Source organism: Thermoanaerobacter ethanolicus JW 200 (assembly GCF_003722315.1).
Lineage (GTDB): Bacteria > Bacillota > Thermoanaerobacteria > Thermoanaerobacterales > Thermoanaerobacteraceae > Thermoanaerobacter > Thermoanaerobacter ethanolicus.
This window is the reverse complement of record NZ_CP033580.1, coordinates 1,842,110-1,858,580: the sequence shown is the minus strand read 5'-3', so window position 1 is coordinate 1,858,580 and position 16,471 is coordinate 1,842,110. Positions and strand designations below refer to the sequence as shown.

The 16,471-nt window shown below is 32.1% G+C and carries 17 protein-coding genes; 1 reads left to right on the top strand and 16 read right to left on the bottom strand.

The annotated features are described in order from the left end of the window. The first annotated feature begins 2 nt into the window (after positions 1-2). Positions 3-1,277, top strand: a complete 1,275-nt coding sequence (locus EB239_RS09310; RefSeq protein WP_003869109.1) for a methionine gamma-lyase family protein — start codon at positions 3-5, stop codon at positions 1,275-1,277. A gap of 49 nt (positions 1,278-1,326) precedes the next feature. Here the strand turns inward: EB239_RS09310 and EB239_RS09305 are convergent, their stop codons facing one another. The 16 genes from EB239_RS09305 to EB239_RS09230 all read right to left on the bottom strand — a co-directional run bounded on the left by EB239_RS09305 (position 1,327) and on the right by EB239_RS09230 (position 16,468). Continuing rightward, positions 1,327-2,319 carry a tyrosine recombinase XerC gene (locus tag EB239_RS09305; protein WP_003869108.1) on the bottom strand — a complete coding sequence of 331 codons (993 nt, stop codon included), beginning with the start codon at positions 2,317-2,319 and terminating at the stop codon, positions 1,327-1,329. A gap of 175 nt (positions 2,320-2,494) precedes the next feature. Beyond that, a complete protein-coding gene (gene rnhA / locus EB239_RS09300; protein WP_003869107.1) occupies positions 2,495-2,953 on the bottom strand; it encodes a ribonuclease HI in 459 nt (152 codons plus the stop codon). A 2-nt stretch (positions 2,954-2,955) separates the two neighbouring features. Beyond that, positions 2,956-3,750, bottom strand: coding sequence for a pyrroline-5-carboxylate reductase (proC, locus tag EB239_RS09295; RefSeq protein ID WP_003869106.1), 795 nt, complete (start codon positions 3,748-3,750; stop codon positions 2,956-2,958). A 70-nt stretch (positions 3,751-3,820) separates the two neighbouring features. Then, entirely contained in the window at positions 3,821-4,081 is a 261-nt protein-coding gene (gene hfq, locus EB239_RS09290; RefSeq protein ID WP_003869105.1) for an RNA chaperone Hfq, read from the bottom strand. 42 nt (positions 4,082-4,123) lie between these two features. After that, positions 4,124-5,071 (bottom strand): tRNA (adenosine(37)-N6)-dimethylallyltransferase MiaA, encoded by a 948-nt coding sequence (gene miaA / locus EB239_RS09285; protein WP_003869104.1) that lies wholly within the window; start codon positions 5,069-5,071, stop codon positions 4,124-4,126. 15 nt (positions 5,072-5,086) lie between these two features. After that, complete coding sequence (mutL, locus tag EB239_RS09280; protein ID WP_003869103.1) at positions 5,087-6,937, bottom strand: DNA mismatch repair endonuclease MutL; 1,851 nt, start codon at positions 6,935-6,937, stop codon at positions 5,087-5,089. Then, positions 6,934-9,537: a DNA mismatch repair protein MutS gene (mutS, locus tag EB239_RS09275; protein WP_003869102.1), complete on the bottom strand. Its 2,604-nt coding sequence runs from the start codon at positions 9,535-9,537 to the stop codon at positions 6,934-6,936. Before mutS ends, mutL begins: the two co-directional genes overlap by 4 nt. Positions 9,538-9,600: 63 nt before the next feature. After that, entirely contained in the window at positions 9,601-11,016 is a 1,416-nt protein-coding gene (miaB, locus tag EB239_RS09270; RefSeq protein ID WP_003869101.1) for a tRNA (N6-isopentenyl adenosine(37)-C2)-methylthiotransferase MiaB, read from the bottom strand. 17 nt (positions 11,017-11,033) lie between these two features. Next, entirely contained in the window at positions 11,034-11,813 is a 780-nt protein-coding gene (locus EB239_RS09265; RefSeq protein ID WP_003869100.1) for a CheR family methyltransferase, read from the bottom strand. An 81-nt stretch (positions 11,814-11,894) separates the two neighbouring features. Continuing rightward, the gene (gene speD / locus EB239_RS09260) at positions 11,895-12,269 is read right to left on the bottom strand and encodes an adenosylmethionine decarboxylase (protein WP_003866794.1); all 375 of its coding nucleotides are present in this window, start codon (positions 12,267-12,269) and stop codon (positions 11,895-11,897) included. A gap of 96 nt (positions 12,270-12,365) precedes the next feature. After that, positions 12,366-13,469 carry a 30S ribosomal protein S1 gene (locus tag EB239_RS09255; RefSeq protein ID WP_003870674.1) on the bottom strand — a complete coding sequence of 368 codons (1,104 nt, stop codon included), beginning with the start codon at positions 13,467-13,469 and terminating at the stop codon, positions 12,366-12,368. Then, on the bottom strand, positions 13,456-14,322 hold the full coding sequence (locus EB239_RS09250) for a 4-hydroxy-3-methylbut-2-enyl diphosphate reductase (protein WP_003870673.1): 867 nt from the start codon (positions 14,320-14,322) through the stop codon (positions 13,456-13,458). The genes EB239_RS09255 and EB239_RS09250 overlap by 14 nt, the downstream gene beginning before the upstream one ends. Before the next feature lie 10 nt (positions 14,323-14,332). Continuing rightward, positions 14,333-14,911 carry a lysophospholipid acyltransferase family protein gene (locus EB239_RS09245; RefSeq protein WP_003870672.1) on the bottom strand — a complete coding sequence of 193 codons (579 nt, stop codon included), beginning with the start codon at positions 14,909-14,911 and terminating at the stop codon, positions 14,333-14,335. A gap of 2 nt (positions 14,912-14,913) precedes the next feature. Continuing rightward, positions 14,914-15,579: a (d)CMP kinase gene (cmk, locus tag EB239_RS09240; RefSeq protein ID WP_003870671.1), complete on the bottom strand. Its 666-nt coding sequence runs from the start codon at positions 15,577-15,579 to the stop codon at positions 14,914-14,916. 10 nt (positions 15,580-15,589) lie between these two features. After that, complete coding sequence (gene aroH / locus EB239_RS09235) at positions 15,590-15,889, bottom strand: chorismate mutase (protein ID WP_231368342.1); 300 nt, start codon at positions 15,887-15,889, stop codon at positions 15,590-15,592. Positions 15,890-16,006: 117 nt separating this feature from the next. Further along, complete coding sequence (locus tag EB239_RS09230; protein WP_003870670.1) at positions 16,007-16,468, bottom strand: hypothetical protein; 462 nt, start codon at positions 16,466-16,468, stop codon at positions 16,007-16,009. Positions 16,469-16,471: the final 3 nt, after the last annotated feature.

Sequence of the window (16,471 nt, the reverse complement as noted above, 5' to 3'; positions counted from 1 at the left end):
AAATGGACACAAAAAAATTTTTGCAGAACAATTTCCATATAAACTCAAAAATAATCGAAGTTATAGAAAAAGCAGAAAAAGATTGTTATCCTGTATTTAGAAAGATTGATAAGACTGTAGAGTACAATCAGTATAAGGTCATATATCATTTCCAAAAGAACAAATTAAGCGATATCCATTTTAATGGCACAACTGGCTATGGATATGGTGACATCGGGCGAGAGACAATCGAAAAAATATATGCAGGAATATTTGCCGCAGAAGACGCTTTAGTAAGGCCTCAAATCGTATCTGGAACTCATGCTATAGCATTATGTCTATTTGGCAATTTAAAACCAAATGAAGAGCTAATTTCGGCTTGTGGGAGGCCTTATGATACGTTAGAAGAAGTAATAGGGATAAAAGGGGAGGGGAGGGGAAGTTTAAAAGAATACGGAGTTATATATAAAGAAATTCCCCTCCTTAATGATGGAAAAATAGATATAGAAAGTGTAAAAAAAGCAATAACCTCAAAAACTAAAATGGTGATGATTCAACGATCAAAAGGGTATGACTATAGAAAGTCTTTGAAGATAGAAGATATAGAAAAGGCAATTAGTGAAATTAAAAAGGTAAAAGAAGATGTAATTATATTTGTAGATAATTGCTATGGAGAATTTACTGAGATAAAAGAACCAACAGAAGTAGGAGCCGACATTATAGCAGGTTCTCTTATAAAAAACATAGGTGGGGGAATTGCCCCTACAGGTGGATATGTAGTAGGAAAAAAGGAATTAGTTGAAAATGCTTCTTATAGGCTATATGCCCCTGGCATAGGAAAAGAGGTAGGTCCTTCTTTAGATTTAAATAGATTGATTTTACAAGGGTTATTTTTTGCACCTCAAGTGGTAGGACAAGCTTTAAAAGGAGCTGCTCTTTTAGCGAAAATTATGTCAGACTTAGGCTATGAAGTTACTCCAAAATATGACGAAGAAAGAACTGACATAGTTCAAGCTATCAAATTTAAAACTGCTAAAGAGTTGATATCTTTCATCCAGGGAATACAAATGGGGTCCCCAGTAGACTCTCATGTAATTCCTGAGCCGTGGGACATGCCAGGATATCAGGATAAAGTCATAATGGCAGCAGGAGGATTTATACAAGGATCTTCTATAGAGTTAAGTGCAGATGCACCTATAAGAGAACCTTATATCGCATACGTGCAAGGTGGTCTTACTTATCCTCAAGTAAAATTGGCAATAGCTATTGCTTTAAATAATATTTACAAAGAAGAATAAGCTACGAAATAAAATTCAAGAGGAAAATCTTTCCTCTTGAATTTTATTTTCAATCTTCCTTTTGTGATAAAGGGTTTTTATTTACAGCTTCTTTTAATTGCGAATCATCTACATGGGTATAAATTTGCGTCGTAGACACGTTAGAATGCCCTAGGAGCTTTTGTAAAGTCCTTATATCTACATTACCATATCTGTACATCAAAGTCGCGGCTGTATGGCGCAATTTATGGGCAGAATATTTTTTTCCTTCTAAATTAGCATTTTTTAAATGTTTTTTTACGGTATATTGTACAGTTTTAACACTTATGCGTTTAAGCCTTTTGCTCAAAAACAAAGCCTTTTTATCTTTGACTCCTTCTTTTGGCCTTACTTCTAAATATGTATTTATTGCATCAATACACGCATCATTTAAATAAACTGTTCTTTGTTTATTTCCTTTTCCTATAACAGTTAGTTTATCATCTTTTATGTCGTCTAGATTTATATTCACCAGTTCAGAAACTCTGAGCCCACAGTTTAAAAACAAAGTGATAATAGCGTAATCTCTTTCTTTAAAAGGCCCATCTATAGAATTTAAAAGCTTCTTGCTTTCATCAAGGGTGAGGTAAATAGGCTGTCTTACAGAAAGTTTTGGCGACTCTAATTCTTGAGTAGGATTTTTGCTTAGCACTTTAGCTTTTTTGTAAAGATAATTATAAAAAGACCTTAAACTTGCTACTTTTCGAGCACGAGCAGGGGGAGTATTAGACCTTTCGTTAGCTACAAAGTTAAGGTAGGCGTATAAGTCGTTTAAATCAACAGATTCTATCAAATCAACATCTACATCAGAAATATCTATTTCATCAAATTCTACATTAGGACTAACTTTTCCGCGTCTTTGCTTTAAAAAGCGCAAAAACAAAACTAAATCATAAGCATAAGCTTTTACAGTATTATAAGAACGGGCTTTTACAGTTGAGAAGTAGTTTAAAAATTCTTCAAGCAGAGGGGGATATTTAATAGAACCATTATTGGAAGTATTATTAGAAATTTCATTAGACATTCTCAAAACTCCTTTCTACAATTCTAATTATACGAAATAGTTATTTCGTATAATTACTTGTATATATAATACCATACATATAATGCTTAAATCAAGCTACTTTAGAGACTGCGTTCAAAATTATTAAAAAGCTCAAGGAACCTTACTAAACTAAGATTCCTTGAGCTTAAAACTCTTATAACTTTTTAGTATTTCTTTTTATTTGCTCTGTAGCCAGTCTATCACATAAATTATTGTATTCACTATCTGCATGACCTTTTACTTTAATCCAATTGATTTGATGTCTTTTTGAAACCTTTAAAAGCTCCTTCCATAACTCTTGATTTTCTACTGGAGTTTTATCTGATTTTAGCCAATTGTTTTTCTGCCACTTTTCAAGCCAGCCTTCTTTAAAGGCATTTATTACATAACTACTGTCACTATATAAATTAACTTTACAAGGCCTTTTTAAGGCTTTCAAAGCTTCTATTACTGCTTTTAATTCCATTCTATTGTTTGTAGTATTTTCTTCAAATCCTGATATTTCTTTTTTTGTTCCTTTGTACAGTAAAACTGCTGCCCAGCCACCTGGACCAGGATTACCGCTACAAGCTCCATCTGTGTATATTTCAACAACATCGATATTATTTGACATTTTTACTTCAATCCCTTTGTTTTTTGATATGCTGCAGCCACTGCTTCAATCACTGCACTTCTCATTGCATTTTTTTCTAAAATCCTTATACCTTCAATAGTTGTACCACCTGGAGATGTTACCATGTCTTTTAATTGGCCAGGATGAAAACCTGTTTTTAATACCATGTTACCTGCACCAGCTACAGCCTTTGAAGCTAATTTATACGCAACATCTCTTGGTAATCCCAATAGTACACCACCATCTGCCAATGCTTCAATAAACATGTACACAAATGCTGGACTACAACTAGAGACAGCCATTGCAGCATCAATTAACTTTTCTTCTACTTCTACAATTTCCCCACAGGTTTTAAAAATCTTCTCCACAATCTCTTTATCCTCTCGCTGTATCTCTTGTGAATAACTTATAGCAGTAATACCTTCTCCTATTAAAGCAGGAGTATTAGGTATTGTTCTCACTATCTTTCCCGTTTTTAAAATATCTTTGACATGACTTATAGTTATACCCGGAGCTATAGTAATTATTATTTTTTTATCAGTTACTTTTACTTTTATTTCTTCTAATACAGCATCGTAAATATTAGGTTTTACTGCTAAAATGATAATATCTGACTTTTCAGTTAGGTCAATATTGTCTTTTGCAACAATAACACCAAATTCTTTTTCTAACCCCGCTGTTTTTTCTTTCACCGGATCATAAAGAATTAAATCCTCAGCGTCTATAAAATCCGACTTTAATATGCCCTTTATAAGAGCAAGTCCCATATTGCCGACTCCTATAAAACCAATCTTCATCTTGAAAAACTCCCCTACTTTGTTATTTCAAAAAAACAGTATTAGTTACCCTAATACTGTTTTTTTGTTTTTACTCTTCTTTCTTCTCATCCTTATCAGAAGCAGAGAAGATTACAGGCTTTTGGGGTGTAATTGTCGAAATAGCATGCTTGTAGATAAGAAGTTGCTGTTTGTTCTCTGACTCCAACACCACCGTAAAATTATCAAATCCTTTCACTAAACCCTTTAATTGGAATCCATTGATTAAGTAGACAGTTACTGGTACATGCTCTTTTCTCACTTGATTTAAAAAGATATCCTGTAAATTAATAGCTGCTTTTGAACTTGCCATCTTTATCCCCCTTCTTTAATATGTATCATTAGTTATATTCTATCAAAAATTTAATTTTCCTGCTAAATATTTAATAATATTTTTTTTGAGTTCTTCATAATTTTTATAGTCATCTACAAAAAACCATTTGATAAAGTTATAACCCTTAAACCAGGTGATCTGTCTTTTTGCATACCTCCTTGTCCCTTTTTTAATCTTTTCAACAGCTTCTTCTAAAGAACTCTCTCCTTTTAAATATTCGACAATTTCTTTATATCCTAAAGCCTGCATAGCAGTACTGTCTTTATTATACCCGATTTTTAGCAAGTTTACCACTTCTTCAACCAAATTATTTTTTATCATTTCATCTACTCTTTGATTAATTCTATCGTATAAAATTTGTCTGTCTCTGAAATTAAGCCCTATCATTATAGGCTGATACTTTAGATTTAAACGCATACCACTCATTTTTTGATAGTAAGAAATAGGTTTGCCTGTAAATTCATAAACTTCTAAAGCTCTGATGATTCTTCTAATATCATTTGAATGTATTTTTTTTGCTGCCTCTGGGTCCACACTTTTTAACTTCTCATAAAGATATTGACTGCCATAAGTATTTGCTAATTCTTTCATTTTCTCTCTAAATTCTTTGCTTCCTTCAAAATCAGAAAAGTGCATGATGTAAATTATTGAATTGATATATAAACCAGTTCCCCCTACAATTATAGGAAGTTTCCCTCTTTTGTAAATATCCTTTATAATCTCTTTCGCTCTTTTTTCATATTCTGCTACACTAAACTCTTGATTTGGCTCTACAATATCTATCAAATAATGAGGGATGCCTTGCATTTCTTCCTTTGTAATTTTTGCTGTACCAACATCCATGTACTTATAAACTTGCATAGAATCAGCAGAAATGATTTCTCCATTAAATTCTTTTGCCACGTCTACTGCTAATTTAGACTTGCCAGAGGCTGTGGGCCCAACAATAAGCACAATTTGTATAGCCATCCCATCACCCTTATATTACATAATTCTTTTAAACATCTTTTCTAACTGAGTTTTTGTTATAGCGATTATAACAGGTCTTCCGTGAGGACAGGTGTAAGGATTTTCTGTAATCTTCAAATCCTCAAAGAGTTTATAAATCTCTCTTTCAGATAAATTATCCATAGCTTTTACTGCAGCTTTACAAGCCATCATTATAATATTTTCTTCTTTTAAGGATATTTTATTGATAAGTTCCTTATCTTTAAGTTTTTCCACTATATCTATAAATAACTGCCTTGCTTCTGGCTGTCCTAAAATTACAGGCACTTCTCTTAATATTATAGAATTGTTCCCAAATTCCTCAAATGCATAACCTAATTTATTTAAAAGCTCTTTTTCTTGATTAACAAGTTCTAAATCTCCTGGTTGTAACTCTACTACAATAGGAAATGTTACCTGCCTTGTTTGAATTTTTTCATATTGGGAAGTAAATTTTTCATATAAAATCCTTTCATGGGCAGCATGTTGGTCAATTATATAGAATACATCTTCCTTTTCTACGATTATATAAGTAGAAAATAATGTGCCCACTATTCTTATATCACTTATTTTTTTAGCAAGGTCATTTTTATTTACTTCTTCTTTTTCATATTCATATTCATATTCCTCATAAACAGCCAAATGGTTATCTAAACTACTATTTTTACTATTTTCTTTTAATACATTATCTTTTAAAAAAACATTCTTACCTTTTAATTCATTGTCAAATTTCTTTTTTTCCTCTTCTAATTCTTTATCAGAAGAAGTCAAGTATAATTTTGTCTGCTCAGCTGAAATAGTTGGAGTTTCAATTTCAAAGATATTTTTCTTTTCTTCAATTTTTACTTCTGGTATCAAGTTGTATTTATGAAGGCTATCCTTTATAGTTTTATAAACAGCTTCAAAAATTCTTCTTTCATCTGAAAATTTTATCTCTAATTTTGAAGGATGTATATTCACATCAATCTGCCTTGGGTCTATTTCCATGTACAAAAAAACAGCAGGATATCGGTTTACAGGTATATAAGTCTTAAAAGCTTCATCGATAGCAGCTGTAAGGGTCTTATTTTTTACGTATCTTCCATTTACATAGAAAAATTGCATATTCCTATTTGAATAATTTAAAGAATTTTTACCTGCTAAAATCTTTAATTTCAAATCTTCACTTTCAAAAGAAGCTGACATAAGAGAAGAGTAGACTTCATTTCCAAAAAGCCTTAATATTACATCTTCTATATTTCCATTGCCTGATGTTATAAACTGTAGTTTCCTGTCTTTTACATATTTAAAAGAAACTTCAGGATGGGAAAGGCACAATTTAGTTACAACATCGGTTATATACATAGCTTCTGTTGAAGGACGTTTCAAAAACTTCCTTCGTGCCGGCGTATTAAAAAACACATCTCTTACTTCAATACTACATCCTTTTGCACAACCACAAGTAGTTTTTTCTATTACCTTCCCACCTTCCACAACAACTTTAGTACCAAATAAAGCTCCTTCTTCTTTAGTTTGTAAAGTTACATGGGAAACTGCCGCAATACTAGCTAAGGCCTCTCCTCTAAAACCTAATGTCCCTATACTATAAAGGTCATTGTCAGATTTTATCTTGCTGGTGGCGTGCCTTTCAAAAGCTAAAATAGCGTCTATTTCATTCATTCCACAACCGTCGTCAGATACCTTTATATAAGGAATGCCACCTTCTAAAATTTCCACTGTAATATTTTTGCTTCCAGCGTCAATAGAATTTTCAATTAATTCTTTCACTATAGAGGCAGGTCTTTCAACAACTTCTCCTGCAGAAATTTTATTTATTGTCTTTTCATCTAAAAGATGAATTTTATTCATAATACTCCGCTCCTCAAGGAGATTGCCTTCTCCTTTAATTCATATAAATAATTTAGAGCTTGAATAGGAGTCATGTTGTCCACATCGCAACTGGCTATATCATCAATTAGCGAATCCTTTGCCGTAGAAAAAATATCTATTTGAGTAAAGGCAAGTTGCTGTGATGCATTTTCTAATTCGGACTTTATGACCTTATCACTTTCCAAACTGTTCAATATCTCTTTTGCTCTTTCAACAATGCTATAAGGTAGTCCTGCTAATTTTGAAACTTGTATTCCATAGCTTTTATCAGCGCCACCAGGTACTATTTTTCGTAAAAATATTATGTCATCTTCTCTTTCTTCTACTGAAACATTATAATTCCTGACTCCCCTCATCTTGCCTTCAAGTTTTGTCAATTCATGATAGTGAGTAGCGAACAAAGTTTTAGCCTTTATCTTTTCATGAATATATTCAATAACTGCATGAGCTATACTCATACCATCATAAGTGCTTGTACCTCTTCCTACCTCATCTAGTATTATCAAACTTTTACTAGTGGCAGATTTTAATATATTTGCCACTTCAGACATTTCCACCATAAAAGTACTCTGTCCTGCAAAGATGTCATCGGATGCTCCTACTCTTGTAAAGATCTTATCTACAATTCCAATTTTAGCGTAAGAAGCAGGGACAAAGGAGCCTATCTGCGCCATCAGTACAATTAAAGCAACCTGTCTCATGTAAGTAGATTTACCAGCCATATTAGGTCCCGTTATTATCATGATAGGATTTTCAGGACCAATATCTATATCATTTGCTACAAAAGATTCATCAGAAATAGTCTCTATTACTGGATGTCTCCCTTCCTTGATGACTATTCTGTCACTATAATCTACTATCGGTTTTATATATCTATTTGTTTCCGCAACTTCTGCAAAGGAAATGAGTACATCTATTGTGGCTATATATTTTGCTGTGTTTTGTATTCTTACAATTTGTAGTTCTACTTTTTCTCTTATTTCGTTAAAAAGCTGATATTCAAGCTCAATTAATTTTTCTTCTGCTCCTAATATAGTCTCTTCTATTTCTTTAAGCTCAGGTGTCACATACCTTTCTGCATTTGCCAAAGTTTGTTTTCGTATGTATCTTTCAGGAACCTGTGGTATATTAGATTTTGTAACTTCAATATAATAGCCAAAAACTTTGTTGTAACCTATTCTCAAGTTCTTAATGCCTGTTTTTTCTCTTTCTTCAGCCTCAAGATTTGCGATCCAATTTTTACCTTCTGTTGAAGCCTTTCTTAGCTTATCTACTGTTTCATTATACCCGTCTTTTATGATATTTCCTTCTTTTAATTGAGTAGAAGGGTCATCTTTTATCGACTTATCTATTAATTCGTATATATCTTGTAAAGTATCAAATTTCTCGCATATCTCTTTTAAAAGCCTTGAATTGAACTTTTCTAATATTTCTTTGATGTAAGGCAAATTTTGCAGAGATAGCTTTATAGAAATAAAATCTTTTGGATTAATACTCTGGTAGACAATTTTGCTAGCCAATCTTTCTAAATCGTATATTTTGTTTAAAAATTGTTTTAAATCTTGGCGATTTTTATAATCATTAAAAAGTTCTTCAACTGCCTCCAGTCGAGCATCAATGTGCTCTTTGTTAAGCAAAGGCTCTTCCAGCCATTTTTTCAAAAGCCTTCCTCCCATAGGAGTTACAGTTTTATCTAAAACTCCTAATAAAGAGCCTTTTTTTGACTTGTTTCTATTAGACTCTAATATTTCTAAATTTTTTATTGCATTGCTGTCTAATCCCATATAGGAGTTATCTTCATATATAAGCAATTTGTTTATATGCTTTAAAGCAGTTTTTTGTAATTCTTGTAAATAGCTAAAAAGAGCCGCTAACGAATTAGCCATATAAGGCTTATCTTTTATACCTAATTCTTCGGATTTTTTATTAAATTGAGTTTCTATTAATTTAATTTTTTCTTCATAGTCAAGCTGCTTTTCATAGATATTTACAGCACAGTTATTATTCTTGAAAATTTTTATGTATTTATTATTTTTTAAAAAATCTTCATTAGCGATTATTTCTGAAGGAGCATACTTTGTTATTTCATCATAAACTCTTTTAATGTCTTTACAATTTTTAAGTTCTGTAGCGTATAAATCTCCCGTTGTTACATCAACAGCACAAATTCCATAATTGTCCCTTCCTTTAAAAACAGACACAAGGTAGTTATTTGTTTTTTCATCCATTGATTCAGGATTTATTATTGTCCCCGGAGTATATATTCTTACTACATCTCTTTTTACCAATCCTTTTGCTTTTGCAGGGTCTTCTAATTGCTCACAAATAGCAACTTTATATCCTTTCTTTATCAACTTGTCTATATAAAAGTCTGCTGCATGGTAAGGAACACCAGCCATTGGGGCTCTTTCTTCCGTTCCTGCGTCTCTCCCTGTCAAAGCTATTTCAAGCTCTTTAGCAGCAATTTCCGCATCTTCGTAAAACATCTCATAAAAATCTCCTAGGCGGAAAAAGAGTATTGCATCTTTATATTTTTCTTTTATTTTAAGGTATTGTTCCATCATTGGAGTGACGGCCATTTTTTTGCACCTCCGACTCCTCTTTATTATATCATAAAAATTAGCGCCCATATAGGCGCAGTTTTATCTTATAACTTCTACTAATTCTCCCTGCATTGTCCAAGCCTTTGTTTCAGTTATTTTAACATTAGCAAGTTTGCCGATAAGGCTTTCATCTCCCACAAAGTGGACTACTTTATTGGTTCGAGTTCGAGAGGTCAATTTATTACTGTCTCTTTTACTAATTCCTTCTATCAATACTTCCACAATTTTTCCTCTCAATTCTGCACTTTTTTCTAAGCTGATTTTGTTTTGCAACTCTATAAGTCTTTCTAAACGCTCATGTTTTACAGCATCATCTACTTGGTCTGGCATATTTGCCGCAACAGTGCCTGCTCTTTTAGAGTAAATAAAAGTATAAGCGGCATCAAATCGCACTCTTTCTACTAAATCCAACGTCTCCAAAAAATCTTCTTCTGTTTCACCTGGAAAACCTACGATTATATCTGTTGTTATCGCAATATCTGGAATGTTACTTCTTACTTTGTCAATAATTTCTAAATAGTGTTCTTTGGTGTATTTTCTATTCATCTTTTTTAAAATCTTGTTGCTACCAGCTTGTACAGGTAAATGCAAATGTTCACAAACTTTATCTAAATCCCTAATGGCATATATTAATTCATCGGAAATATCTTTAGGATGAGAGGTCATAAACCTTATTCTCTCAATTCCTTCAATATCATTTAGCTTGTAAAGTAGTTTTGCAAAAGTTATATCTTCATCAAGGTCTTTTCCGTAAGAATTTACATTTTGCCCTAATAAAGTGATTTCCTTATACCCTTTTTGGGCTAATTCTTTTACTTCTGCTATTATATCTTCTGGCTTTCTGCTCTTTTCTCTGCCTCTTGTATAGGGTACTATGCAATAGGTGCAAAAATTATTGCAACCATAAATAATATTAACCCATGCCTTTAAATTGCTGTCCCTTTTGACAGGTAACTCTTCAATTACATTTTTTGTATCTTCTATAATATCTATAACTATATCTTGAGAGTTCAAAGCCTCCCATAAAAGCTGTGGAAATTTATATATATTATGAGTGCCAAAAACAATGTCTATATAGGAATATTTTTCTTTAATAGCTTCTACTACATTTTTTTCTTGCATCATACAGCCAGATACACCAATAATTAAATTAGGATTTCTAGCCTTCAATTCTTTCATTTGTGATACTCTTCCCAATACTCTTATTTCAGCATGTTCTCTTACAGCACAAGTGTTAAAAAGTAAAACATCAGCTTGTTCCAGATTTTCAGTATATTTATATCCCATCTTTTCTAGCATACCTGCCAATTTCTCCGAATCATGGACATTCATTTGGCAGCCGTAAGTTTCAATGTGATAATAAAGGTTTTTACCCTTATTTTCTTCTGCAATTTCTTTCATTATTTTTTCTTGTTTTTTTAATTCTTCTTCAGTCACATAAATATTGGTAGGCATTATTATTAACACCTCTTTTATCCCTGTGGAATAATTTTTTTGTAGAAAAAAGTTTTAATTGGTTCAAAATTGTATCTACATGGCAATATTATCTGCTCTGTGCTACCCACAAAAAATATACCGTTATCATTTAAAGACTCATAAAATTTTTTATATATTTTATCTTTAGCTGTATCATTAAAATATATTAACACATTTCTACAAATTAATAAATCTATATTTTTAGGATATTCATCATTTAACAAGTCATGCTTTTCAAATTGTACGCTTTTTCTAATATCTTCACTTATCTGATAACTTTTGTCATCAATTTTTCTAAAGAATTTTTTTAAATATTCTTGAGGTACTTTTTTTACACTCTCAGCCGAATATATACCTTTTTTAGCTTTTTCCAATACTCTTCCATCTATGTCTGTAGCAATAATTGTCACATCTTTTAAATCTATAAACTTTGTTAAAAGCATGGCTACAGAATAAGGTTCTTCTCCAGTAGAACAAGCTGCACTCCAGACTCTAAAACTTTTTTTTATAATGTCAGGTAAAAGGTCTTTCTCTAAGATTTCCCACTGTGAAGGGTTCCTAAAAAATTCTGTCACATTAATAGTAATATAATTTAGAAACTCTTCATATAATGTCTTATTAACAGAGAGTTCATTAAAATATTCCTCATAAGAGCTAAATTTGTGACTAGTGATTAAAGATTCTAATCTTCTTTTCATCTGCTTTTCTTTGTATAAAGATAAATCTATTCCAGTCAATTTATGTATTTTTTTAACAAAGTCCTCATAACCTACCATAAATATGTTCACCCCTAATTATAGAAAAAAGTGGCTTTAAAAGCCACAAACAAACCAGATCCTTCATATTTTGAAGTTTAATCAGTAATTAACCACCTTCACTGGTTTTTCAAAGACTCCACGTTTGACCTCTGTTGCAGTCATGTTTTGTGCTCTTAACATTTTCGCTATATAGTTACAGGCATCCCACGGATTGACATCATCACCACAAGTAAATACGTCAACCGCGGCATAACCCAGTTCTGGCCAAGTATGGATAGTTATATGAGATTCTGATATGACCACTACTCCGCTTACGCCCTGGGGATTAAATTTATGGAAAGCAACTTCCCGTATCTCTGCACCTGTCACTATTGCAGACTGAACCATTATGTCTTCGATTAATTCCAAGTTGTCTAAAATATTGCTATCGCACCCATAAATTTCTGCCAAAATGTGGCGACCCAAAGCATTCATTTTGTATCGTGCCTCCTTTACTAAAATAATGTATACATTCAATGATTTTAATTTTAGCAGATTTTTTTCTTTTGTCAAGGTTTTTTACATGACAGTTTAAAAATTTTTATTAAATATTTCTCCCAAGGTGATTCTAAGCTCTTGATGCTCTATTTCTGGAATATCTCCTTCTTCAAGAGGCACTTCTTTAAGATTTATTTTTTTATCTTGTTGGTTTATATTCAATATTTCTACTTTTATAGTATCATTTATTTTGTATGTTTTGATACTATTTTCTAAATTATTTTTATGAATCAATCCTTCTATCCCTGGTTCTAGCTGTACAAATACTCCAAAAGGCGTAATATTAGTAACAGTTCCCTTTAGCACGTCTCCTTCGTGATATTTTGTTTCTGCATTCTCCCACGGATCTGGCAATACTTTTCTCAGGCTCAAAGTAATTTTTTCTTTTTTTTCATCCACATTTAATATATAAACCGAGACTTTATCTCCAATTCCCAATACTTCTCGCGGATTTTTAATTCTTTCCCAGCTAATTTCACTTAGAGGGATAAAACCATCAAAACCTCCTATGTCTACAAAAGCTCCCTTATCTATTATGTTTTTTACTTTTCCTTCTACTATGTCTCCTTCTTTCAAATTAGATAAAAGCGCTTTTTTAACTTTTTCTCTTTCTAGTTTCAGTACTTCTTTTTGAGATCCAACAATCTTCTTGCCGGGAATATACTCAATTATTCGAAGCCGCAAAGTTTTACCTAAATATTCATTTAATTTATCGACATAATGTAATTCCAGTTGAGAAGCAGGAATAAAAACCTTAGCTCCTAATGAGTAGGCAATCACTCCGCCTTTTACAACCTCAATAATTTCTCCTTCAATTATCTCTTTATTTTTATAGGCTTTTTCAATTTTTTCTCTGCTCAGCTTATCATCAGCCATAACTTTAGAGGCTAATACATTTCCTTCATCATTTTCCACACTTATTATATATAAATCTAACTCATCCTCAACATTGAAGGTCTTTTTTACATCAAAATTAGGATTTAAAGAAAGTTCATTTTTAGGCACAAAAGCATCTGATTTATAGCCAATATTTGCAATAATCCCCTCATCAGAAACTTTTATCACTTCTCCCTTGACAATGTCTCCAGGTCGCAACGTCTTAAAAGTATAACCTTCTAAAAAATCACTCATCCCCATCTTCCCCTTTTAAAAATCTAATTTTCTCTATCACGTCTTCTATCACATAATCGGGGGTTGAAGCTCCTGCTGTTACTCCTATAATCTCATGGTCTTTTACCATCTCAAGAGTCAATTCCTCTGCATCTTCTATATGAAAAGTGTTTTTACAATTTTTTTCACATATCTTTTTTAGTTTTTGAGTATTAGAACTATGTTTCCCCCCAATTACAAACATTACATCTACCTTTTTTGAAAGCTCATCAGCAGCATCTTGTCTTTTTTGTGTAGCATCGCATATAGTATTAAAAAAAATAAGGTCTTTAACTTTTAGCTTTATTACTTCTAAAATATCTTTCCAATGCTTTTCAATGAGAGTAGTTTGAGCAACTGCACATGCCTTTTCTAATTGAGGTAATTCATAAGCTTCTTCAATTGAATTTACCACATAAGCGGTGTCATCACACCATCCGTTTACTCCTATTACTTCTGGATGATTTCTATCTCCTACAATGATAATAGAGTAGCCCTTGTGGTAGTACTCATAAACTATATTTTGGATCTTTTTTACAAATGGGCAGGTAACATCTATGACTTCAACTCCTTTTTTAGCGAGAAAGTCGTATAATTTTTTAGACACCCCATGACTTCGGATAATTAATTTATCGCCCTCAGTCAATTTATCCAGCTCTTCTTCTTCAATAACATTAACCCCTTTTTTCGATAAGTCCGATATAACTTGTGGATTATGAATAATTTCACCTAAAGTATATATTTTCTTTCCATCACCTTTTTCAATTTCCTGATATGCAGTTTCAATAGCTCTTTTTACTCCAAAGCAAAAACCTGCATACTCAGCAATCAATATTTTCATTCTTTACCTCCTACAGCAATTTTGCAATTTCTTGCATTATTTCCTCTCCAATAGCAGAAAGTCTCTCAGAGGAAAGTTTAGAATTAGCATATTTTTCAAAAGTTATTGGTTTACCGATATTTATAATAATCTTAGAAAAAAGGCGATATTTCCCTTTAATTCCTATAGGTACTACAGGAGCATTCCCTTTAATTGCTAATAAGGCAACCCCTGGTTCAGCCTTTTGAAGTTTTCCGGTTTTACTTCTTGTACCTTCAGGGAAAATTCCAATTGCTCTTCCTTTTTTTAAGTAAGTTAAAGCAGTTTTAATAGCTGATAAATCAGCAGTACCTCTTTTAACGGGAAAAGCTCCTAAGCCTGTCCCTAAAAGAAGCTTTAAAAAAGGATTTTTAAAAAGCTCTTCTTTTGCCATAAAGTATATTCGCCTGTTTAAAAGTGCTCCTATGACAGGAGGATCTAGAAGACTTATATGGTTAGGGCATATGATTACTGGGCCTTTTTTAGGAATATTTTCAAGTCCTCTTACTTCTATTCTAAACATCATTTTTATAATTGCTAATACTATAACTTTGGCAATATAATAAAACATACTTAAATTTCCCCTTTTAATCCTTCCTTTATAATATTGTACAGTTTTTCTAAAACTTCCTCTTCTGAAAGATATGTAGTATCAATGACAATAGAATCTTCAGCAATTTTTAGAGGAGATGTATCTCTCTGTGAATCTATGGTGTCACGATTTTCTATTTCTTTTAACACCTCGTAATAACTTACATTTACATTTTTAGTTTTAAGTTCTCTATAACGCCGTTTTGCCCTTTCTTCTAAAGAAGCAGTTAAAAAAAATTTAAACTGTGCATCAGGCAGCACAACTGTTCCTATGTCTCTTCCATCCATTACTACATTTTTGCCTTCAGCAATTTTCCTTTGTTTTTGCACTAAAATTTCTCTCACTTTAGGTATTTTAGATACCAAAGATACTTTTTCAGAAACCTCCGGTTTTCTTATTTCTTCAGAAATGTCTTTTCCATCTAAAAAAATTTTTTCTTCTTCTAAGATGATATCAGCACTTTGCACAATATCAGCTATTTTGTTTTCTTCAATAAGATTTACCCCCTGTTGGATGGCCTTATATGTAATGGCTCTATACATAGCACCTGTATCGATATAGGTATAATTTAAAAGTTTAGCTAATTTTTTTGCAACAGTGCTCTTGCCAGCTCCAGCCGGCCCATCTATTGCTATTTTTACAGTCAATACTATCACCTCAAACTAAGTCTGGACGCAGTTTTTTTGCTTCTTTCAAATAAACGTGTTTAACCTCTTTATCTTCACTTAAATTTGTAAAAATTGCAACTCTTATGCAATGGCTGAGACTGCCTTTTACCTCCATTTCTTGTAGGCACATCATAGGTATTGAGGTCATACCCATATTCCTAACTGCTTCGGCAGGGTAAACCGCATCTAAATCTTTAGTAGCACTAAAAAAAATAGAAATTATGTTTTTCTCTTCTAATTCATTTGCTTTAATAATTTCTTCAATGAGAATAGTAGTATCCTTTAAAATATCTTCTTTTGTATTTTTGGAAGTTATAGCACCTCTTATGACTTTTATAGGGCATTCTCCTCTCCTATCATCTTTTGTCTTTTTTATATTATAGCATAATTACCCTTTACAAATAAATCATTTCAGCCTAATCATACATATTTTTTGTATATTCTTATCTACTTTAACTACAGTGGTATTTTGCGGCTCAATTACATTTTCACTAATTGCTACTACTTTAAAATGAAGAGGTTCCTTTTCTCTGGTGCCATCTATTTCCAAAATTTGATTGGGCCTTACTGTAATAGTAATAGACTTGGTAGAAAAATTTGCAACTGGCTCTCCGTCTAGCAATACAAAGGAATTTAATGCTTTATCCTTTTCTACAACCTCAATTGTCACTTTACCTTCTTGCGAAAGATTAGAATTTAAATTAATCCCCTCTAATCTTTGTGTAGAACTTAAAAAAACTTTTATATCGTCATTTGTCATCAAAAGTTGAGTTATAGCTATACTTAAAAGCCCTAACATTATCAATACTACAAGAATACTTTCACTGTCAATATATCTGTATTTTTTCCTTTTGACTCTTTTTCCCATATT